This is a genomic window from Saccharothrix lopnurensis (assembly GCF_042658445.1).
GTDB lineage: Bacteria > Actinomycetota > Actinomycetes > Mycobacteriales > Pseudonocardiaceae > Actinosynnema > Actinosynnema lopnurensis.
This window is the reverse complement of the sequence record NZ_JBHSQO010000016.1, coordinates 20,728-40,589: the sequence shown is the minus strand read 5'-3', so window position 1 is coordinate 40,589 and position 19,862 is coordinate 20,728. Positions and strand designations below refer to the sequence as shown.

14 protein-coding genes are annotated in these 19,862 nt (G+C 75.3%); 5 read left to right on the top strand and 9 right to left on the bottom strand.

The window, feature by feature from the left end; genetic code table 11:
* Nucleotides 1-196: 196 nt before the first annotated feature.
* From ACFP3R_RS17645 to ACFP3R_RS17625, 5 genes are all read right to left on the bottom strand, one after another.
* On the bottom strand, nucleotides 197-913 hold the full coding sequence (locus tag ACFP3R_RS17645; RefSeq protein WP_380637309.1) for an SRPBCC family protein: 717 nt from the start codon (nucleotides 911-913) through the stop codon (nucleotides 197-199).
* Nucleotides 914-915: 2 nt separating this feature from the next.
* A complete protein-coding gene (locus ACFP3R_RS17640) occupies nucleotides 916-1,500 on the bottom strand; it encodes an ArsR/SmtB family transcription factor (RefSeq protein ID WP_380637308.1) in 585 nt (194 codons plus the stop codon).
* A 182-nt stretch (nucleotides 1,501-1,682) separates the two neighbouring features.
* The gene (locus ACFP3R_RS17635) at nucleotides 1,683-2,174 is read right to left on the bottom strand and encodes a methylated-DNA--[protein]-cysteine S-methyltransferase (protein WP_380637307.1); all 492 of its coding nucleotides are present in this window, start codon (nucleotides 2,172-2,174) and stop codon (nucleotides 1,683-1,685) included.
* Between the two features lie 13 nt (nucleotides 2,175-2,187).
* Nucleotides 2,188-3,645, bottom strand: a complete 1,458-nt coding sequence (locus tag ACFP3R_RS17630; RefSeq protein WP_380637306.1) for a DNA-3-methyladenine glycosylase 2 family protein — start codon at nucleotides 3,643-3,645, stop codon at nucleotides 2,188-2,190.
* A 118-nt stretch (nucleotides 3,646-3,763) separates the two neighbouring features.
* Complete coding sequence (locus ACFP3R_RS17625; RefSeq protein ID WP_380637305.1) at nucleotides 3,764-3,949, bottom strand: hypothetical protein; 186 nt, start codon at nucleotides 3,947-3,949, stop codon at nucleotides 3,764-3,766.
* A 293-nt stretch (nucleotides 3,950-4,242) separates the two neighbouring features.
* Between ACFP3R_RS17625 and ACFP3R_RS17620 the strand changes: the two genes are divergently transcribed.
* Entirely contained in the window at nucleotides 4,243-8,304 is a 4,062-nt protein-coding gene (locus tag ACFP3R_RS17620; RefSeq protein ID WP_380637304.1) for an nSTAND1 domain-containing NTPase, read from the top strand.
* Nucleotides 8,305-8,730: 426 nt separating this feature from the next.
* Entirely contained in the window at nucleotides 8,731-9,222 is a 492-nt protein-coding gene (locus ACFP3R_RS17615; RefSeq protein ID WP_380637303.1) for a DUF2165 domain-containing protein, read from the top strand.
* A gap of 71 nt (nucleotides 9,223-9,293) precedes the next feature.
* Here the strand turns inward: ACFP3R_RS17615 and ACFP3R_RS17610 are convergent, their stop codons facing one another.
* The 4 genes from ACFP3R_RS17610 to ACFP3R_RS17595 form a co-directional block, all read right to left on the bottom strand.
* Nucleotides 9,294-10,796 carry a carboxylesterase/lipase family protein gene (locus tag ACFP3R_RS17610; RefSeq protein WP_380637302.1) on the bottom strand — a complete coding sequence of 501 codons (1,503 nt, stop codon included), beginning with the start codon at nucleotides 10,794-10,796 and terminating at the stop codon, nucleotides 9,294-9,296.
* 25 nt (nucleotides 10,797-10,821) lie between these two features.
* Nucleotides 10,822-11,397 carry a TetR/AcrR family transcriptional regulator gene (locus tag ACFP3R_RS17605; protein ID WP_380637301.1) on the bottom strand — a complete coding sequence of 192 codons (576 nt, stop codon included), beginning with the start codon at nucleotides 11,395-11,397 and terminating at the stop codon, nucleotides 10,822-10,824.
* 290 nt (nucleotides 11,398-11,687) lie between these two features.
* The gene (locus ACFP3R_RS17600; protein WP_380637423.1) at nucleotides 11,688-14,081 is read right to left on the bottom strand and encodes a helix-turn-helix transcriptional regulator; all 2,394 of its coding nucleotides are present in this window, start codon (nucleotides 14,079-14,081) and stop codon (nucleotides 11,688-11,690) included.
* 8 nt (nucleotides 14,082-14,089) lie between these two features.
* Nucleotides 14,090-15,346, bottom strand: a complete 1,257-nt coding sequence (locus ACFP3R_RS17595) for an Hsp70 family protein (RefSeq protein ID WP_380637300.1) — start codon at nucleotides 15,344-15,346, stop codon at nucleotides 14,090-14,092.
* A gap of 243 nt (nucleotides 15,347-15,589) precedes the next feature.
* On the opposite strand from ACFP3R_RS17595, the gene ACFP3R_RS17590 reads away from it, so the two are divergent.
* The 3 genes from ACFP3R_RS17590 (at nucleotide 15,590) to ACFP3R_RS17580 (ending at nucleotide 19,862) form a co-directional block, all read left to right on the top strand.
* Complete coding sequence (locus ACFP3R_RS17590) at nucleotides 15,590-16,495, top strand: IniB N-terminal domain-containing protein (RefSeq protein ID WP_380637299.1); 906 nt, start codon at nucleotides 15,590-15,592, stop codon at nucleotides 16,493-16,495.
* A gap of 95 nt (nucleotides 16,496-16,590) precedes the next feature.
* Nucleotides 16,591-18,423, top strand: a complete 1,833-nt coding sequence (locus tag ACFP3R_RS17585) for a dynamin family protein (RefSeq protein ID WP_380637298.1) — start codon at nucleotides 16,591-16,593, stop codon at nucleotides 18,421-18,423.
* Nucleotides 18,423-19,862, top strand: a complete 1,440-nt coding sequence (locus tag ACFP3R_RS17580; RefSeq protein ID WP_380637297.1) for a GTPase family protein — start codon at nucleotides 18,423-18,425, stop codon at nucleotides 19,860-19,862. The genes ACFP3R_RS17585 and ACFP3R_RS17580 overlap by 1 nt, the downstream gene beginning before the upstream one ends.

Sequence of the window (19,862 nt, the reverse complement as noted above, 5' to 3'; positions counted from 1 at the left end):
GGGCGACGACACGCCTGCCGGCGCGATGACCGGCGGGCGCGGGCTTGGCTGATGGGTGCGGGCTCGGCGGGCGCGGGCTCGACCGGCGGGCGCGCACGGCCGGCGAGCACGAGCACGGCCGGCGAGCACGAGCAGGGCCGGCCGGCGCGCGTTCGACCAGCGTCCCCCGGACGTGTCCAAGGGGCATGGCGCGCGGTCAGGACAGGTCGGTCAACCAGTCCGCCCAGGCGCGCTCGTCGCGGTCGTCCCCGGCGAACACGTGGTGCATGGCGACCAACCCGCCGGGCCGGCCGCGGAAGAACCGGTACATCGCGTCGGACGTGCGGACGCCCGCGGTCTGGGAGTTGGCGAAGTACACGGTGCCGGGGACACCGTCGAGGGTGACCTCGTCCCCGGTGCGCGGCGCGCGGTCCAGGCCGAGGCGGCGGCCCAGGCCGGTCCACGTCGCGGGCCAGTCGTCGACCGGCGGGCCGAAGGCGGTGACCGGGCGGGCGGTGCGGCCGGTGAAGTGGCGCAGGTAGGTGACGAGCGTCCACCGGAACATCTCGCCGCCGACCCCCATGGCCTCGAACTCGTCCGCCCAGTCGTCGCCGGGCAGGAAGCCGCTGGTGACCATGCGCAGCACGGTGCTGCCCCGGTCGCGCCCCTCGATCAGGAACTCGTAGGCGATGAACCGGCCGTCGGGGGCCTGGTCGCCGCCGTAGGCGAGGCGCTTGCCCGGTTCCCAGGCGGTGACGGGGTGGCTGGGCTCGTACCCGCCGAACGCCTGCCGCACCGCGGTGCCGGGCTCGACCTCGTTGCCGCCCATGAACCAGGAGTCCAGGCCGGGTCCGGTGGCGATCGCCTCCCAGACCTGCTCCGGCGTCACGTCGGCCAGCTCGACCTCGTCGGAACTCTCGAACGCGTGGCCCATCGTCACTCCTGGGGGATGCCGGGGTGGACGGCGACGACGACGCGGTGCGCGCGCCCGCCCTCCGCCGACTCGTCGTGGTACTTGGCGACCAGGCCGGTGACGGCGGCCGCGAGTTCCTCGGCGAACGCCGCGCGTTCGGCCGCGGAGGCGAAGCGGACCTCGCCGTCGAGCGCGAAGGTGGCGACCCGCTTCCCCGCCTTGGTCGCGCCGGTGATGAGGTGTCCGACGTCGCGGACCGTGCGGGCGGCGACGGCCAGCAGCCAGCGCGCGGACAGCCGGTCGGGTGAGCGCGCGGGATCGGGCTGCACGGCGGCCAGCGCGACGGGCGAGATGACGTAGGACGCGGCGGTGGCGCGCATGACCCGCTCGGTCATGTTGCCCCTGCGGCGTTCCTCGGCCAGTTCGACCAGGCCGTGCTGCTCCAGTGTGCGCAGGTGGTAGTTGACCTTCTGCCGCGGCAGCCCCACCTTGGCCGCCAGCGTGGTGGCCGAACCCGGTTCGACGAGTTCGGCCAGCAGCCTCACCCGTACCGGGTCCAGCGTGACCTCGGCGGTCGCCGGGTCCTCGATCACTGCCACGTCAAGCATGGGGGAACCCTCGCACCGACAACTTGAGTTGTCAAGACAAACTTTGTTGTCGGCGCAGGGCTGGAGAGGGTGGCCCGCTTGGGGAAAGGGGTGGCCCTACGTGGAAAGGGGTGGCCCTACGTGGAGAGGGGCGGCCCCACCTGGGAGGCCGCCCCACCCGCAGAAGGGCCGGCCTGCCCGGCTCAGAGCGGCAGTCGGTCCTCCTCCGCGCCGCGCTCGAAGTCGAGCAGCTGCCGCTTGCGCGCCAGCCCGCCGCCGTACCCGGTGAGGCCGCCGGTCGAACCGACGACGCGGTGGCACGGCACCACGATGCCGACCGGGTTCTTCCCGTTGGCCAACCCGACCGCGCGCGCCGCCGACGGCCGGCCGAGCAGCGCCGCCAGCTCCCCGTACGACACGGTCTCCCCGTAGGGGATCCCGCACAGCGCCTGCCACACCGTCCGCTGGAACGGCGTGCCGATCAGGTCCAGCTCCAGGTCGAACACCGTGCGCTCACCGGCGAAGTACTCCGCCAGCTGCCCGATCGCCCGGCCGAAGGGCGCGGGGTCCTCCGGGCCGAACGTCTCCTGCGCCGGCCGGTGCCGCTGGTCGGTCATGTAGACGCCGGACAGCGCGTCGCGGTGCGCGACCAGCGTCAGCGGGCCGACGGGGCTGTCGACCACGGTGTGGGTCATCGATCTCCTCCTGTCACGCGGGCATCCGGTTGACCGCGTGGTCACCGGTCGCCCAGAGGTGCTGGACGGCGTAGGCCCGCCAGGGGCGCCACGCCCGAGCCCGCCGCACGAGGGCGGCGGGGGTGCCGGGCAGTCCGAGGTCGCGGGCGGCGACCCGGATGCCCAGGTCGGTGGGGATGAACGCGTCGGGGTCGCCCAGCGCGCGCATGGCGATCACCTCGACGGTCCACGGCCCGAAGCCGGGCAGCGCGAGCAGGTCCGCGCGGGCGCGGTCCCGGTCGGCGCCGACGCCCAGGTCGAGCGAGCCGTCGGCCAGGGCGGTGACCAGGGCCCGGAACGCGGTGCGGCGCGACCCCGGCACGGCGAGCACGGCCGGGTCCAGCTCGGCCAGCGCCCCGGGGGTGGGGAACAGGTGGGTGAGGCCGACGTCCTCGACCGGGTCGCCCACCGCCCGGACCAGCCGGGCCGCGTGGGTGCGGGCGGCGGCGGTGGAGACCTGCTGCCCCAGCAGGGCCCGCACGGCGAACTCGTCGGCGTCGACCGTGCCGGGCACGCGGCGACCAGGGGCGCGGGCGACCAGGGGCGCCAGCAGCGGGTCGGCGCCCAGCTGTTCGTCGACCGCGACCGGGTCGGCGTCGAGGTCCAGCAGCCGGCGGCAGCGGGCGATGGCGATCGACAGGTCGCGCAGGTCGCTCAGCGACAGCCGGCACGCCACGTGGTCCGGTCGCGGGCTCAGCGAGACCACGCCGTGCCCGTGCGGCAGGCGCAGCGTGCGCCGGTACGCGCCGTCGCGCCACTCCTCCACGCCGGGCACGCCGGTCGCGGCCAGGTGGCCGAACAGGTTGTCCGGGCACAGCGGCGCCCGGAAGGGCAGCCGCAGCGACAGCACGCCGGGCGTGTCCGGGGCGGGGCCCCGGCGGGCGCGCAGGTCGGTCGGCGACAGGGCGAAGACCTCGCGCACCGTCTCGTTGAACGCGCGCACGCTGGCGAACCCGGAGGCCGCCGCGACCTCGGCCATCGGCAGCGAGGTGGTCTCGACGAGCAGCCGGGCGGTCTGCGCGCGCTGCGCCCTGGCCAGCGCCAGGGGTCCCGCGCCCAGCTCGGCGAGCAGCAGCCGTTCGAGCTGGCGGACGCTGTAGCCGAGGGCGCGGGCCAGGCCGGGCACGCCCGCGCGGTCGACCACGCCGTCGGCGATCATCCGCATCGCCTTGGCCACGGCGTCCGCGCGGTGGCTCCACAGCGGCGAGCCGGGAGAGGCGTCGGGGTGGCACCTCTTGCACGCCCGGAATCCCGCTTGTTGCGCCGCCGCGGCACTCGGGTAGAAGCGCATGTTCTCGACCTTGGGCGGCGCCACCGGACAACTCGGCCGACAATAGACACCGGTGGTGAGCACCGCCGTGAAGAACCAGCCGTCGAACCGGGAATCCTTGGACCGGACGGCTCGGGCACAGCGTTCCGCGTCTTCGTGCACCGCACCAGCATCCGTCAACGGCGGGCCGTTGGCCGGCGGAAAAGCGACATCGGGTTGCCGGGCCGAGCCGAACCGCGCGGTGCGCGTCCGCCCGGTCGGACCGGGAGGAGGGACGCGGTCAGCCGCGCGGCGGGGTGACCAGTCGGGCGAGCAGGTCCAGCCTCACCTCGGCCCGGTCCCGGCCGTGGGCGTCGGCGGCGGTCCGCAGGATCGGGCAGACCCGTGCTTCACCGGGGAGTCCCCGGTCCTCACGGGCCGTGACCGGCGGCGCGCCGGTCGGATCGCCGTCAACCGCGGTCGGCATGGCGGGTCGCCGCGCCGTTCCACCGACCGCGGCCGCTGGGCGCGCACCGTTGAGAAGACCCCCAGGACTCCTCAACCGGGGCCGCGCCGCCAGGGGCGTCGGTTGCCTGCAGAACCACTTCGACCGGTACCTCCGCACCACATCCGTGACGTCACCGGCAACGTCCGGGCCAGCTTGGCACCGGAACTGGTTAGGGTGGACCGCCTGCTGCTCCACCGGTCCACAAAAGACCTGTTCACGCGCTCACACCGGTTTTCCGGTCCGGAAGAACGGCCCGAGGAGGCTCGCCGCGGATGACTGCTTCCGGCCGGGGTTCGGGTCCCCGGGCCCTGTTCGCGGAGCGGTTCGCCCTGCTCTACGCCGAGGCGGGTGACCCGCCGCTCAAGCGGGTGACCGAGTCGGTGGGCCGGGCCAGGCGCACCGACGAGCGGGGCAGGCCGGTCCGGGCGAGCGCCCAGCGGGTCAGCGACTGGCGTCGCGGGCGCAACGTGCCGGCGCGGTTCTCGGCACTCTCGGTAGTCCTGGAGATCCTCATCGGGGAGGCGCGCAAGATCCGCCCGCAGCCGCCCGCGCCCGACCTGTACGACCTCGACGCGTGGCGGGCGCTGTGGGAGGAGGCGCTGGCCAGCCCGGCGTCGCCGACCGAGGACGAGGAGCCGCCCAGCTCCGACGAGATCGGCGTGTGCCCCTACCGGGGACTGGCCGCGTTCCAGTCCGAGGATTCGAGTTGGTTCTTCGGCCGGGAACGCAGCACCGCCGCATTGGTGTCGCGGTTGGGCAACGCCGCGGAATCCGGTGGAATCGTGATGCTGGTCGGCGCTTCGGGCGCCGGGAAATCGTCACTGGTGCGCGCGGGCGTCATTCCGGCGGTGCGCTCGGGCGAGTTGGCCGTGGACGGTTCCGGTAAATGGCCCGCGGTGGTCGTCACGCCCGGCGCGGACCCGATCGGGGAACTCGTCCGGCAGGTCCCGGAGCTGGCCGACGTGCTGGCCCTGGCGCTCGGCCCGGGCCGGGTGGAGCGGGACCCGGGGGCGGGCGGACCGGCCCCGGACACGTTCCTGGGGCAGACGCTGCTGGGGGTGATGCGGTTCGCCGGGCAGATCCGGGCCGCGTTCGCCGCGTACGCCGCGCGGCACGGCGGCGACCGGGTCGTGGTGGTGGTCGACCAGTTCGAGGAGGCGTTCACGCTCACGCGGGACGAGAACCGGGTGCGGGTGTTCGTGCAGGCGCTGCACGTGGCGAGCACGCCCGCGGTCCCCGGCGGCGAGCCGGCCGCGCTGGTGCTGGTGGGCGTGCGGGCCGACTTCTACGGCCGCTGCCTGGCGTTCCCGGAGCTGGCCGACGCGCTCCAGGACCGGCAGATGGTGCTGGGCCCGATGACCTCGGCCGAGCTGCGCGAGGCGGTGTCGCGGCCGGCGAGGGCGGCGGGGCTGCAACTGGAGCCGGGCCTGGTCGAGCTGATGCTGCGCGACCTGGGCGTGCGCAGCAACCGGTCGCCGTCGCGCACCCGCCAGGACGCCTACGACGCGGGCGCGCTGCCGCTGCTCTCCCACGCCCTGCTGGCCACCTGGCAGCGGCGGCAGGCGGGCAAGCTGACCATCGCGGGCTACCGGTCGGCGGGCGGCATCCAGGGCGCGGTCGCGGCCACCGCCGAACGCGCGTGGGCCGACCTGGCGCCCGAGGCCCAACAGGCCGCCCGGCCGCTGCTGCTGCGCCTGGTCCGCGTCGGTGAGGACACCCAGGACACGCGCCGCCGCTCCACCCGGCACGAGCTGGTCGAGCAGACCGCCAACCGGACCGCGGGCGAGCAGGCGCTGGAGACGCTGGCCCGCGCCCGCCTGGTCACCCTCGACGCGGGCTCGGTGGAGCTCACCCACGAGGCGCTGCTCCAGGCGTGGCCGCGGCTGCGCGGCTGGATCGACCAGGACCGCGAGGGCCAGCTGCTGCGGCAGCGGCTGGAGGAGGACGCGGCGGCGTGGGCGGCGCAGGACCGCGACTCGTCCCTGCTCTACCGGGGCGCGCGGCTGGAGACCGCCCGGCACTGGGCGGGCGCCGCCGGACCCGGCGGGCTCACCGGCACCGCCCGGGACTTCCTCGCCGTGTCCACGCAGCACCGCAGGCGGGCCGCGTGGGCGGTGCGCGCGGCGGTCGCGTTCGTCGTCGTGCTCGCGCTCATCGCCGCCACCGCCGCCGTGGTGGCCGTGCGGCAGCGCGACGACGCGGTGTTCCGGCAGGTCGTGGCCGAGGCCGACCGGTTGGAGGAGAGCGACCCGTCGCTGTCGGCGCTGTTCGACCTGGCCGCCCACCGGATGCGCCCGGACGACGCCGAGGTGCGCACCCGCCTGCTGTCCACGCAGACCGCGCCGCTGGCCACGGTGCTCACCGGGCACACCGGCCCGGTGTACCTGACGTCGTTCTCCCCCGACGGCAGGACGCTCGCCACGGCCAGCTACGACCAGACCGTGCGGCTGTGGGACCTGCGCGACCCCGATCACCCCCGGCCGCTCGGCTCGCCGCTGCCGGGGCACCGCAGCTGGGTGTCGTCGGCCGTGTTCAGCCCGGACGGCAAGACCCTCGCCACCGCAGGCAACGACCGCACCCTGCTGCTGTGGGACGTCAGCGACCCGGCCCGGCCGCGCTCCCTGGGCGAGCCGCTGGGCCGCGACCACGACACCATCTACCTGCTGGCGTTCACCCCGGACTCCAGGACGCTGGTCACCGCCAACGCCGACCACACCGCGCAGCTCTGGGACGTGACCGACCCGGCGCACCCCGAGCGGCTGGGCGAGCCGCTGCGCGCGCACACCGGGCAGGTGCGCTCGGTCATGTTCAGCCCCGACGGGACCCTCCTGGCCACCGCGGGCGACGACGACGCGATCGCGCTGTTCGACGTGCGGGACCGCACCGCGCCCCGGCTGCTCGGCACGCCGATCACCGGGTTCGACGACGACGTGCACTCCGTCGCGTTCAGCCCCGACGGCCGGGTGCTGGCGGCGGGCAGCGAGGACTGGACCGTGCGGCTGTTCGACGTGACCGACCCGACCGCCCCGACCCCGCTCGGGCGCCCGCTCCCCGGCCACACCGGCGGCGTGTGGTCGGTCGGCTTCGCCCCCGGCGGCCGGGTGCTGGCCTCCTCCGGCGCCGACGGCACCACCCGGCTGTGGAACATCACCGACCCGGCCCGCCCGCGCTCCCTGGGTCCGCCCCTGACCGGCCGCAACGGCACCGTGTACGCGGTCGGCTTCAGCCCCGACGGCCGCACGCTGGCCACCGGCAGCCACGACTCGGCCGTGCGGCTGTGGTCGATGCCGGGCGGGGTGCTGGTCGGGCACTCCGCCGGCACCACCGACCCCCGGTTCACCCCGGACGGCCGGCGGCTGGTGACGGCCGCCGAGGACGAGGTGATCCGGGTGTGGGACGTCCGGGAGCCGGGCTCGCCACGCGCCACCGCCGCCGTCCGGCACGGCGCGGCCGTGTGGGCGCTGGCGCTGAGCGACGACGGGCGGACGCTGGTCAGCGCGAGCGACAAGGTCGTGCGGCTGTGGGACCTCACCGACCCCGACCGGCCCCGGCCGCTGGGCGGCCCGATCGAGGTCGGCACCCGGTACAGCTCGCCGGTGGCGCTGCGCCCGGACGGGGAGGTGCTGGTGACCGGGCACGACGACGAGTCCGTGCAGCTGTGGGACATCAGCGACCGCGAGCACCCCGAACGCCTCGGGGACCCGCTCGTCGGCCACGAGGGCTACGTCTACTACGCCGGGTTCACCCGGAACGGCCGGACGCTCATCACCGGCGGCGCGGACCAGACCGTGCGGCTGTGGAACGCCACCGACCCGGACGCCGCCCAGCCGATCGGGCAGCCGCTGCGCGGGCACAGCGGCGCGGTGCGCGCGGGCGACGTCAGCCCGGACGGGAAGGTGCTGGCCACCGCCAGCGACGACAAGACCATCAGGCTGTGGGACCTGGGCACGCCGAACCGGGTCAAGCCGATCGGCGTGCCGCTCACCGGGCACGTCGAGGGCGCGGTCACGGTCGACTTCAGCGCCGACGGGCAGTACCTGGCCGCCGGGGGCGAGGACCGCACGATCCGGCTGTGGGACGTGCGCAACCCCCAGCGGCCCTCGTCGCTCGGGGACGTGCTGGGCGGGCACGAGGGTCCGCTGCGCGGCATCGCGTTCGGCCCGGGTCGGGCCACCACGATAGCGTCCGCCAGCACGGACGGCACGGTGCGGTTGTGGGACCTCTCGCTCGACCACGTGATCCAGCGGATCTGCGCCAAGACCCGGGGGACGCTGACCGAGGAGCTGTGGCGCGAGCACCTGCCGCAGTTGGAGTACGAGCCGCCCTGCTCGTGATGCTCTCGCGGGATCGGGGTGGGCGGCTCGCGCTGGGTGGGGAGTGGTGTCCCGCCGGCGGGTGGGGCAGGGCTCGGGGGACGGGGAGGACCGGGCTCGGGTGAGGGCAGGGCTTGGGCGAGGACCGGGCTTGGCGAGGACCGGGCTTGGGTGGCGGGTGGCAGACGACCGGCGGGCCGGTTTCCGGACGGCTGACTGCGGGGGGCGGGCGGTGAGGCGGGCTGCCGGGCGGTGAGGCGGGCTGCCGGGCGGTGAGGCGGGCTGCCGGGCGGTGAGGCGGGCTGCCGGGCGGTGAGTCAGCAGCCAGCGGCGGGCGGCCAGCGGCGGGCGGGAGCTGCGGCGGGCACCAGGCGGCGGGTGGCGGGTAGCGGGTCGTCCGCCGACAACCCCGTGGACTTCCGGCGGATTCTGGCTATGTTGCGCTACATGCGTTTTCTCGCCCGGGTGGGGAGCCCGCAGACCGCGATCGCGGCGCTGACCGGCGTCACCGCGCTCTACATGGCTCTCGTGGTGTTCGGCAACATCACCGACTACGAGACCAACCACGCGTTCGTGCGGCACGTGCTCGCGATGGACACCACGTTCGGCTCGCCCAACACCTCGTGGCGCGCCATCACCAACCCGACCCTGGTGACCACCGCCTACGTGCTGATCATCCTGTGGGAAGCGGTGACCGCCCTGGTGCTGATCGCGGCCCTGGTGTCCTGGCTGCGGCGCCGGGAGGACCTGGCGCGGCGGCTGTCGTCCACCGGTTGGGTCATGCAGGCGCTGCTGTTCGGCGCCGGGTTCATCGCCATCGGCGGCGAATGGTTCGCCATGTGGCAGTCCAAGGAGTGGAACGGGCTGACGCCCGCCTTCCAGAACTTCGTCATCGCGGGCATCGGCCTGGTCCTGCTGCACGCGAGCCGGCGCGACTGACCCCGTCCCGGACCGCCCCGCTCCGGACCGGCCGGCCGGCCCCGGAACGGGTGGGAGCCCGCCCGGTCCGCCTACTCGTCCTCCCAGAAGTCGAGCCGGTGCGCCGCCCGGAAGTCAACACCGGTGATCGCGCCCGGCGCGAGCGTCTGCACGTGCTCGCCCTCGGCGAAGCCGGGCCACGCCGGCAGGCCGTCGCCGTTCGGGTCGCCGGTGCGGGCGAAGTTGGACCAGTACTCGATCATCACCTCCGACAGTTCGCGTTGACCACCGGTCAACTCCTCGTCCGGGAACAGGTACCCGATGTCCGTGCTGTGGCTCGCGCCCAGTTCCGAGGCCGCCGGGTCGGCGAACTCGAACGCGAACGTCGGCGTGTGCGCGGCCAGCAGCCGGTGCTGCCGGAACGCCGGTCTCGCCCACACCCGGTCCGTGAGCACGGTCGCCCACGCCCGGGTCGCGTCGTCGAACGCGTGGAGCGGGTACTCCCGCTCCACCTCGGCGGCCCGGTCGCCGAAGGCGAGCGCGAGCAGCCGCGGGTAGTCCTCGGCCCCGACCTCGCCGCGGAAGGTCGCCACGATGCCGCGGTGCTCGTCCCGCGTGGTGCCCGTCAGCACCGGGACCCGCGCGAACCCGCCGGCCCCCAGCGCCTCGGCGGGCACCACGGGCAGGTCGGGGTTGCCGTAGCCGTAGGGCTGGAAGATGTTCATCACCATCGGGTGCCCGACCACCCGGGCCGCGGGCAGCCCGCGCAGGCAGGCGATGTCCGCGCAGCCCAGTTCCCCGGCCACGACCTGCCCGGCGGCCTGGACCTCGGCGGTGTCGCGCCAGCCCAGCCACGGCAGCGCGGGCAGCTCCGGGTACCAGGTCTCGGCGGGCAGGTCGGCCAGCGCGAAACCGCTGTGCATCACGGCCTTGTCGAACAGGCCGCGCGACTTCGGCGAGACCAGGTGCGCCGCGATCGAGGTAGCACCGTAGGAGACGCCGAACAGCGTGACGTTGCCCGGGTCCCCGCCAAAGCTCCCGGCGTTGCGCCGCACCCACTCCAGCGCGGCCCGCTGGTCCTGGAGGCCGAACGTGCCCGAACCCTCCAGGCCCGGCAGCCCGAAGCCGCCGAACACGCCGAGCCGGTAGTTCAGCGTCACCACCACCACGTCGCCCCGGGTCGCCAGGGCGCGGGCGTCGAAGTGGTGGCCCGCGCCGACCGCGCCGTCACCGTGCACCCACACCAGGACCGGCCGGCTGCCCTCGGTGCCCGGGGTGGTGACGTTGAGGAACAGGCAGTCCTCGTCCGTCGCCGCAGTGTCCGAATAGGACGATCCCACCTGCGGGCACGGGTTGCCCGGCCTGGTCGCGTCCCGGACCCCGCCCCAGGGCAGCGGGAGCCCCGGTGCCCGCCACCGGAGCTCCCCCTCCGGCGGCGCGGCGTACGGGATGCCCTGGAAGACCACGCGGTCGGCGTGCGCGGTGCCCCGGACCTCCCCGGTCTCGACCCGCACCACATCGGCCCGCACCACATCGCCTCCCGCTCGCGCTCCCCCGTCGCCGCCGCACGCCGTCGCCAGCAGTGCGGCGGTCAAGACCAACGTCCCCCGACGCATGTGCCTACCCCCTCGTCACGGCGAGCCCCACCAGGGTGATCAGCTCGCGTTCACAGAGGTCGAGGTCGACCTCCGCGTGATCGGCCGCCCGTGCGAGCACCCCGTTGCGCAGGGCCAGGACGAAGATCGCCATCGCGTCCGCGTCGAACTCCCGGAACTCCCCCGCCGACCGGCCCTCCCGGAGGAGGTCGGCCATCTTGCGGTGGTCGTCGTCGGCGTTGTCCGCGGCGGAGACGTGCGGCCGGACCTGGAGCAGCGCCACCGTGTCGGCCCGGTGCGCCGCCATGAACCGCAGGTTGGCCCGGAGGAACGCCTCCAGCTCGCCCAGCGCGGTGCCCGACCGGTCCACCCGGTCCAGCACGAACGCGGTGAACCGGCGGTGCACCTCGGCGTAGACCTCGTCGACCAGCTCCTGCTTGCCCTTGAAGTGGTACGAGATCAGGCCCGTGCTGCTGAGGCCGGCGCGGGCGGCGATCTGCTTGAACGACGTCGCCCCGTAGCCCAGCTCGGCCAGCGTGGCGATCGCAGCGTCCACGATCTGCGCTCGACGGGCCTGCTCGGTCAGCGACTTTGCTCGCATGAGCAAAATTTAGCACGCTTGAGCAATGAGGTGGGGACGAGAAAGTCGCGGAGCCGAGGATCGGCAGGTGGGAGGTGGTGGAGTGGAGGCTGGGTGGAGTTCGCATGACTCCATGTTCGAACCGTTGTTCGAATGGCGCAAGATCACTTTAGAGTGATCAACCGACCAGGTGGCCGGCTGGGGGGATGGATGGCGGGCCGATGGCGGGATGGCGGGGCGGCGGCAGGGCGGCGGCGGGTGGCGGGCCGGCAGTGGGACGGCGGCCCCGCGGCGGGATGGCGGGCAGCCCCTCAGCCGACGATCTGGCGGAGTTGTTCCAGCAGCTCCGCCCGGCTCCCGCACCCGAGCCGCTGCCTCATCCGCGCCACGTGGTGCTCGACCGTCTTCGCCGAGATGAACAGCCGGTCGCCCACCTGCTTGTACGTCAACCCGCCCACGACCAGCTCCGCCACCTCGCGCTCCCGGTCGCTGAGCTTGCCCGCGTCCGACTCGGCCACCGGTTCCGACTGCTTGCGCCCCGACCCGGCCCCCGGCCCCGCACCGGCCCCCGCACCACCACCGGACCCCGCGACCCGCCCCTGCAACAACCGCGCGCAGTCCAGCAGCCGCACCATCGCCTGCCGGTCGGACGTCCGGATCGCCGCCTGCCCCGCCAACCGCGACGCGTCCCACCACTGCCCCACCGCGTGCAACCCCCGCGCCGCCCCCTCGACCCGGTCCGCGTCGACCTTGCCCGCCAGCACGTCCAGCCAGCTCTCCGCCGCCGCCGACACCACCGCCGCGTACCGGCTCCGCGACGCGCACGCCGCCAGCGACGCCGCGTGCTCCTCGGCCACCGACGTCTCCTCCGCGATGATCGCCGCGTGCAGCGCGCTCCAGTGCAGCGGCACCGCCCACAGCGGCGGATCACCCAGCTCCCGCAACAGGTTCCGCGCCGCGCCCAGGTGGTGGGCCAGCCGGTGCTGGTCGCGCAGCCGCGCCGCCGCCGCCGCGAACTCGCCCAGCGGCAGGAACGCGAACAGGTCGACCGGGTGCCGCAGCACGGCCTCGCACGCCTGCTCCCAGGTGCGCTTCAACGTCGCCAGGTCGCTGTCGCGCCGCGCGATCCCGACCTCCAGCGCCACCGCGAACAGCCAGTCCCGCGCCTCCAGCGGCCGCCCGGCCCGGCGCAGCGCCAGCAGCGCCTCGCGCGCCGAGCCGAGGTTCCCGCGCAGCATCGCGGCCCACGCCCGCAACAACCGGTGCCGCACGACCATCAGCGCCCCGCCCAGCGACGTCGCCACCGCCCGGTCCAGCACCGACTCCGCCACCGGCAGCTCACCGCCGTGCAGCGCCACCAGCGCGGCCAGCGCGGCGGGCGTGTCCGGCAGCAGCACCGACCGCCCGGCCGGCTCCAGCAGCCCGGTCGCGCGCACCAGGGTGGACAGCGCCGACGTGGCCGGCCCGGTGACCGACTCCACCACCCCCTGCGCCATCAGCGAGGCCGCGCCGTCGAGCATCGTCGGCGGGGCGGGCGGCAGCGCGGCGGACGGCAGCCTCCCCGTGCCGACCTGCCCGATCACCGCGAACGCGCCGGAGGTGGCGCTCGGGGACCACCGGTGCAGCTCGGTGCTGCGGGCAAGCTGCCCCCGGTGCGCCAGCGCGATGGCGGCCACCTCGGCGGCCGCGCCCCGGTGCGCCGAATCCCCGGCGATCACCTGGTCGGCCAGCCGCAGCGCCGCGTCGAGGTCGCCGGCCATGGCCGAGGCCACCGCCCGCCGCACCGCGACCTCGGCGGTGGGCGTGCCCACGGCGGCCAGCAGCCGGGCCGCCAGCGCCGGGTCGGACGGCAGCGCCTCGACCGCCGCCGCCTGGAACGCCTCCGCCATCTCCGGGCCCGCGACCCCGACCAGGGGGCGCACCAGCTCCAGCACCGGGCCGCCGGAGCGCAGTTGCAGCTCGGCCAGCCGCTGCCGCACGGCGATGCGCCGATCGGTCCGGCTCAGCGCGGCCACGGCGGCGCGCGCGATCGGCAGCAGCGCCCCGTCGGGCCCGAGCAGGCCGGTGGCGCGGGCCGCCTCGATGACGTCGCCGACCGCGTCGCCGTCCAGGCCGAGCAGCCCGCCGAGCAGGTCCAGCCGCAGCGCGGCCCCGGCCTCGGCGGCCAGCAGGAACTTCCGCACGTCCGGTTCGAGCCAGTCCAGGTCCGCCCGGAACGAGGCGATCACCTCGGCGGGCACCTCGGGCGCGGTGAGCCCGGACAACCGCGCCACGAACCTCGGCACGCCGCCGGTCTGCCGGTGCACGAACTCCGCCAGCCCCCGCGCGGGCGCGGGCAGCACGGCCCGCACCTCGTCGCGCGTGAGCGGTTCGGGCATCAGCGCGGGCCGGACCCGCCCCAGCGACTCGGCCAGCGCCGCCAGCGCCCGCGGCCTCGGCCACGGCCGGTGGGCCACGACGACCGGCCGGTCGCCCCGCTCGACCGCGGCGCGCAGCTCCAGCAGCTCGCCCTCGGGCAGCAGGTGCGCGTCGTCCACGACGACCGCCTCCACGCCCGCGTCCTCGAACGCCCGCGCGAACTCCCGCAGCACCGCGCTCTTGCCGTACCCGCCGGGGGCGACGACGCCGAGCCGCACGGCGACGCCGGACGCGATCTCCTCCAGCACCCCCTTGACCTGCCCGGACAGCAGCGGTGGCGACATCATGGCCTGGTTCAACGACCGTCCTCGTGGTTGCGGGTGCGGCGGTGGCCGCCGATCGGGGCGAGGCCGCGCACGACGCGCTTCACCGAGCGCCGCTCGGGCAGCTCCAGCGGGGGGATGTCGACGGGCGGCCGGGGCGGCGGCGGGGTGAACTCGACGTCGGCCGGGTCGGCGCCGCCGACGGGGAAGCGCAGCAGCGGGTCGTCGTCGCGCAGCATCACGGAGGTCTCGATGGGCTCGGGTTCCGACCCGGGCCCGACGACCAGCCGGCGGGCCGCGAGCGCCGCGCCCTTGACCACCGAGGTCTCCGGCGCGGCCTCCACCAGCACCGGGCCGGGCAGCGACGCGGCGACCAGCGGGATGCGGGCGCTGCCGCCGACCAGCACGGTCGTTCCCACGCCGGTGGCGAGGCGCGCGTGCAGCGCGGCGGCGTGCTCGACCGCCGGCCGGATCAGCTCCTCGAACCGGGCCCTGGTCAGCGGCACGTCCACCCGCCCGGACGGCAGGTGCACCGGGATCGAGGTCTCCGCGGTGCCCGAGAGCAGCCGCTTGGCGGCCTCGCAGTCGCGCCGCAGCCGCGCGAACAGCGCGCGGGCCCTCGGGTCCTCGGCGTCCGGTTCGGCCAGCTCCCGCCCGAGGCAGGCGCGGACGTGCGCGAACACCGCGTCGTCGAAATCGGCGCCCGCGTCCTGGTCGACGCCCTCGACGGCGGCGACCAGCTCGAACCCGCTCCCGACGACGGCCGAGGAGAACGCGTGGCTACCCAGGCCGAACACCCCGAGGGTGCCGGTGAACGGCCGGTTGAACGCGTGGTTCTCGGCCGCCGCGACCGGTTCGGGCACGAGGGACGCCTCGACGCCGGCGGTCCGCAGCGCCCGGTGCAGCAGCCCCTTGGCGTGCCCGCCCCAGCCGGGCGGGTGGGTGACGACGACGTGCGCCGGGTGCTCGCCCTCGCGGGCGGCGACCTGGTTGACGACCCACTTGACCAGCAGCGCGGTCAGCTCCTCGGGCGTGCACCGCTCGTGGCCCAGCACCAGCGGCACCGGGTCCCCGATCCGCCGGGCGAACCCGGTCGCCGTCCACGCGGGGTCGCCGGGCTCGCCGACGAGGACCGTGCCGTCCGCGGTGAGCTGCACCGTCGTCGCCACCCCGCCGCCGGGGCCGCCCAGGCCGACCGGCTCGGGCTCGCCGCGCCCGCCGCCGCCCAGCCGGCACACGGCCGCCGCGGTGCGCGTGGTGCCCACGTCGACCCCGAGGACGTACGGCAACGCGACGCCTCCTTCACTCGCCCGATCGAAGTACGGCTCTCCCTACACGGGTCACGGGTAGGTCACAAGGCCATCCCCTAATCCCCTAGGGAGTGAACGAATACCACCCCATAGTGGATGCGGGATCTACAGGGAGTAATCCCCGATGGCCGCTCGATCCCCCGGCGATACGGTGATCACCACACCGACCCCACCCCTGCCAGGTCGGCTCACCGCGTCCTATCTGACCAGGAGAAATCCACCATGGGCACCAGCCCCAACACGCTGCACGACTTCGTCCTCGACCTGCTCAGCGACCCGACCGCGCTGGCCGACTTCCAGGCCGATGCCGCGGGTTCCCTGGCACGGGCCGGTCTGGGCGACATCAGCGCAGCTGACGTGCAGGAGGTCATTCCCCTGGTCCTCGACTACGTGCCGACCGGGAGCCTGCCCGCCCTCGACGGCTCGCTGCTCGACGACCTGCCGCTGGACCTCGCCGACGCCGGCACCGCGGCGGCGATCTTCCGCCTGAAGGTCGTCACCGACCAGCTCGCGGTGTCCGGCGCGACCGGCGCGTCCGACCTCAAGGCCGCCGTGGCGGGCACCCTGAGCGCGGACGCCGGCGGCCTGACCGTGTTCGGCGGCGTGTCCAGCTGGGACCTCCTCGACGCGTCGGCCGCGGCGAAGCTGACGGTCGGGGGCGACTTCTCCGCGGTGAACGACGTGACCGCCACCCTGGACGGCACGCTGCACACCGCCACGGGTCAGGCGCACGACCTGACCGCCACGGCGACCGGCTCCCCGGACGGCGCCACCGCGGGTGGGGTCACCGGCGCGTTGCCGGACGCGGGGAGCCTGACCAGCACCGCGTTCGGTTCCCTCGACACGCTGACCGGCGTGGTCGACGGCGTGACCGGTGGCCTCACCAGCACCCTGCCCGGCGACCTCGGCGGCGTGACCCGGGTCGTCGACCTCGACATCGAGGCGCACGCGGCCGGGCAGCACCACTCCTTCGACACCGACGCGCCCCTGGTGACCGTGACCGAGACGGTCGCGAGCACCGCGCACACCGTCGGCGTCGGCGGTGTCGTGAGCAACGTCACCGACGCGGTGAGCGACGTCGACCTCCCGGTCGTCGGCTCCCTCGGGGTGGACGACCTGCTCTTCTGAGACTGATCCACTGCCGGAGAGCCGGTCCCGTCCGACCAACGGGACCGGCTCTCACTTTCCCCCGGGTGGGATTTGGCGGCACACTCTGACGGGTGATGTCCGCGCCTTGGCTCGACGTGCTAGACGACACGATCCGGGCTTGCGCCGCGCACCACCGGCCCGACCTGGCCGAACGGTTGCGCGACAAGCGCGCCCGCCAGCTCGACCCCAAGCTCCGGGTCCTCGTGGTCGGGGAACCGAAGCAGGGCAAGAGCCAGCTGGTGAACGCGATGGTGAACGCGCCGGTGTGCGCGGTGGGTGACGACGTCACCGGCACCGTGCCCACCTTCGTGCAGCACGCGGAGACACCCTCCGCGGCGCTCGTGCGCGGCGCGTCCCCGGCGAACACCCCCACCGAGCGCTTCTCCCCCCACCACGTGCCCACCGAGCGCATCCCGGTGCCGATCGACCAGCTGGCCAGCCAGGTCAGCACCGGCCAGGGCGACCTGGTCCGGGCGGAGGTCGGCATCCCGCGCGCCCTGCTCGACTCCGGCCTGGTGCTGATCGACACCCCGGGCGTCGGCGACCTGCGGCCCGCGCACACCGCCAGCACGTTCACCGCGCTGCTCCAGGCCGACGCGGTGCTGATGGTGTCCGACGCGACCGCCGAGCTGACCGACTCCGAGCTGGAGCTGCTCAAGCAGGTCATGACCTCCTGCCCGAACGTGGTCGTGGTGCTCACCAAGATCGACATCGCGGCGCAGTGGCGGCGCGTGGTCGAGGGCAACCGGGCGCGCCTGGCCCGCGCGGGCGTGACCGCGAAGCTGATCCCGGTGTCCTCGGCGCTGCGGCTGCGCGCGGCCAAGACCGGCGACACGGCGCTCAACGCCGAGTCCGGGTTCCCCGAGCTCATGGCGTGCGTGCGGCAGGACATCCTGGCCGCCGCCGACCTGCTGGCCCGCCGCTCGGTCGCGGTCACCGCCGCCTCGGCCATCCGGCAGCTCGTCGTCCCGGTCCGCGAGGAGCTCTCCGCGCGGGCCTCGCACCGCGCCGAGGACACGATGGCCGCGCTCAACGAGGCGCAGCGCCGCATCGACGAGCTGCGCCGCCGGTCCGCGCGCTGGCAGACGGTGCTGGCCGACGAGATGGCCGACCTGGTCTCCGACATCGAGCACGACCTGCGCGACCGCACCCGCCGCATCCTGCGCGAGGTGGAGCGGACCTTCGAGACCGCCGACCCGGCGCTGGGCTGGGACGAGTTCGAGAGGTGGCTGGAGGACAACCTCACCGAGGCCGCCACGACGAACTTCGCCTGGCTGCTCGACCGCTCGGAGTGGGTGGCGGAGAAGGTGGCCAAGAGCTTCCCGGTGGCCCGCGACGACCTGCTGCCCGGGTCGGTGTTCCCGGACGACGTGCTGGACCGGCCGGCCCCGCTGGACAAGCCGCTGATCGAGAAGTTCGGCCTGGCGCAGAAGGCGTTCACCGGCCTGAAGGGCTCCTACGGCGGCGTGCTGATGTTCGGCCTGGCCACCAGCCTGGCCGGGATGCCGCTGATCAACGCCATCTCGCTGGGCGCGGGCGCGCTGTTCGGCGGCAAGTCGATCCTGGACGAGGGCGACCAGCGGCTGCGCCGCCGCCAGGCCGCCGCCAGGGCCGCCGCCGCGCGGCACGTGGACGACTTCTTCCTCAAGTTCGGCAAGGACTGCCGCGACGCGGCCCGGCACGTCCAGCGCAGCCTGCGCAACCACTTCACCACGCTCGCCGAGGAGCTCCAGGAGACGCTGCTGGAGTCCGCCCGCAGCGCGCGCCGGGCCGTGCAGGAGGACGCCACCGAGCGCGAGCGCCGCACCCGCGAGGCGCGGCGCGAGCTGGACCGGCTGGTGACCCTGTACCAGCGGGTGCAGGCGCTGGCGGGCGGGCAGGCGCCCCCGCTGGGGATCAGCGCCTGATGGCCGTGGAGGACGAGGTCCGGGCGCTGCTCGCGGACGCCCTGGCGGTCTACCGCGACAGCCCGCGCGCGGTCGCGTGGCTGCGCGGGCACCTGGAGCGGATGGACGAGCCGGTGCGGGTGGCCGTGGCGGGCGCGCCGCGCTCGGGCAAGTCGACCCTGGTGGGCGCGCTGGTCGGCGAGGAGTTCGCGCCGCCGGCGGCGACCACGTGGTACCGGGACGGGACGCGGGCGCGGGCGTTCGCGGGCCAGTACGAGGTGCCGGTGGGGCGGCGCGGCGGCAAGGCGTTCGTGGACGCGCCGGACGCCGAGCGGGTGGTGGTCGAGTGGCCGTCGCGCGCGCTGCGGGACCTGGTGCTCGTCGACACCGCGGCGGGCGCGCCGGTCGAGCAGGTGTGCGGCGAGGCCGACGCCGTGCTGTACCTGACCAGGCACGTGCACGCCGACGACGTGCGGTTCCTGCGGGCCGCGCACGACCACCCGGTGGCGCGGGCCGCGCCGGTGAGCACCGTGCTGGTGCTCGCGCGCGCCGACGAGATCGGCGGCGGCCGGATCGACGCGCTGTCCTCGGCCAAGCAGATCGCCCGCCGCTACCGGCGCGAGGCCGCGGTCCGGCCGCTGTGCCAGAACGTGGTCGCCGTCGCCGGGCTGCTCGCGGTGGCCGCCCGCACGCTGCGGCCCGAGGAGTTCGCCGCGCTGGCCGCGCTCGCGTCGCTGGCCCGGACCGAGCTGGAGGACCACCTGCTGTCCGCCGACCGGTTCGTGGGCGAGGACTTCCCGGTGCGGCTCGACCCGGAGGTGCGGCGCGGGCTGGTGGACCGGTTCGGCATCTTCGGCGTGCGGCTGACCACCACGCTGGTCCGGCAGGGCTTCGACACGCAGGTCAAGCTGACCGGCCAGCTGGTGCAGCGCAGCGGCCTGGGCGAGCTGCGCGACTCGATCGGCGTCTACTTCACCGAGCGCCGCGGGGTGCTCAAGGCCCGGTCGGCGCTGCTGGGCCTGGACGTGGTGCTGCGGGCCGAGCCGCGCCCCGGCTCGGCGGGCCTGGTCACGGCCGTGGAGCGGGTCCTGGCCTCCGCGCACGACTTCCGGGAGCTGCGGCTGCTGGCCGCGCTCCAGGGCGGGCGCACCCGGCTGCCCGGCGAGCTGGACGCCGAGGCGTCCCGGCTGGTCGGCGGCCTGGGCACGGACCTGCTGACGCGGCTGGGCGTGGAGGACGACGTGGACCCGGGCGAGTACGGCGCGGACGAGCTGCGGCACGTCGTGCTGGACGCGCTGGTCCGCTGGCGGGACCAGGCGGTCAACCCGGCGCTGGACCACGCGCAGCGGCGGGCGGCGGCGGTGGTGGTGCGCAGCTGCGAGGGGGTGCTGGCCGGGCTGGAGCGGACCGGGCCGGAGCGGACCGGGCCGGAGCGGACCGGGCCGGAGCGGACCGGCTGA

Bases quoted from the DNA above. Each gene is read 5' to 3' on its own strand.
- ACFP3R_RS17640 (WP_380637308.1), bottom strand. From the start codon at position 1,500: ATGCTTGACGTGGCAGTGATCGAGGACCCGGCGACCGCCGAGGTCACG.
- ACFP3R_RS17580 (WP_380637297.1), top strand. From the start codon at position 18,423: ATGGCCGTGGAGGACGAGGTCCGGGCGCTGCTCGCGGACGCCCTGGCG.
- ACFP3R_RS17645 (WP_380637309.1), bottom strand. From the start codon at position 913: ATGGGCCACGCGTTCGAGAGTTCCGACGAGGTCGAGCTGGCCGACGTG.
- ACFP3R_RS17635 (WP_380637307.1), bottom strand. From the start codon at position 2,174: ATGACCCACACCGTGGTCGACAGCCCCGTCGGCCCGCTGACGCTGGTC.
- ACFP3R_RS17605 (WP_380637301.1), bottom strand. From the start codon at position 11,397: ATGCGAGCAAAGTCGCTGACCGAGCAGGCCCGTCGAGCGCAGATCGTG.
- ACFP3R_RS17615 (WP_380637303.1), top strand. From the start codon at position 8,731: ATGCGTTTTCTCGCCCGGGTGGGGAGCCCGCAGACCGCGATCGCGGCG.
- ACFP3R_RS17620 (WP_380637304.1), top strand. From the start codon at position 4,243: ATGACTGCTTCCGGCCGGGGTTCGGGTCCCCGGGCCCTGTTCGCGGAG.
- ACFP3R_RS17590 (WP_380637299.1), top strand. From the start codon at position 15,590: ATGGGCACCAGCCCCAACACGCTGCACGACTTCGTCCTCGACCTGCTC.
- ACFP3R_RS17600 (WP_380637423.1), bottom strand. From the start codon at position 14,081: ATGATGTCGCCACCGCTGCTGTCCGGGCAGGTCAAGGGGGTGCTGGAG.
- ACFP3R_RS17585 (WP_380637298.1), top strand. From the start codon at position 16,591: ATGTCCGCGCCTTGGCTCGACGTGCTAGACGACACGATCCGGGCTTGC.
- ACFP3R_RS17625 (WP_380637305.1), bottom strand. From the start codon at position 3,949: ATGCCGACCGCGGTTGACGGCGATCCGACCGGCGCGCCGCCGGTCACG.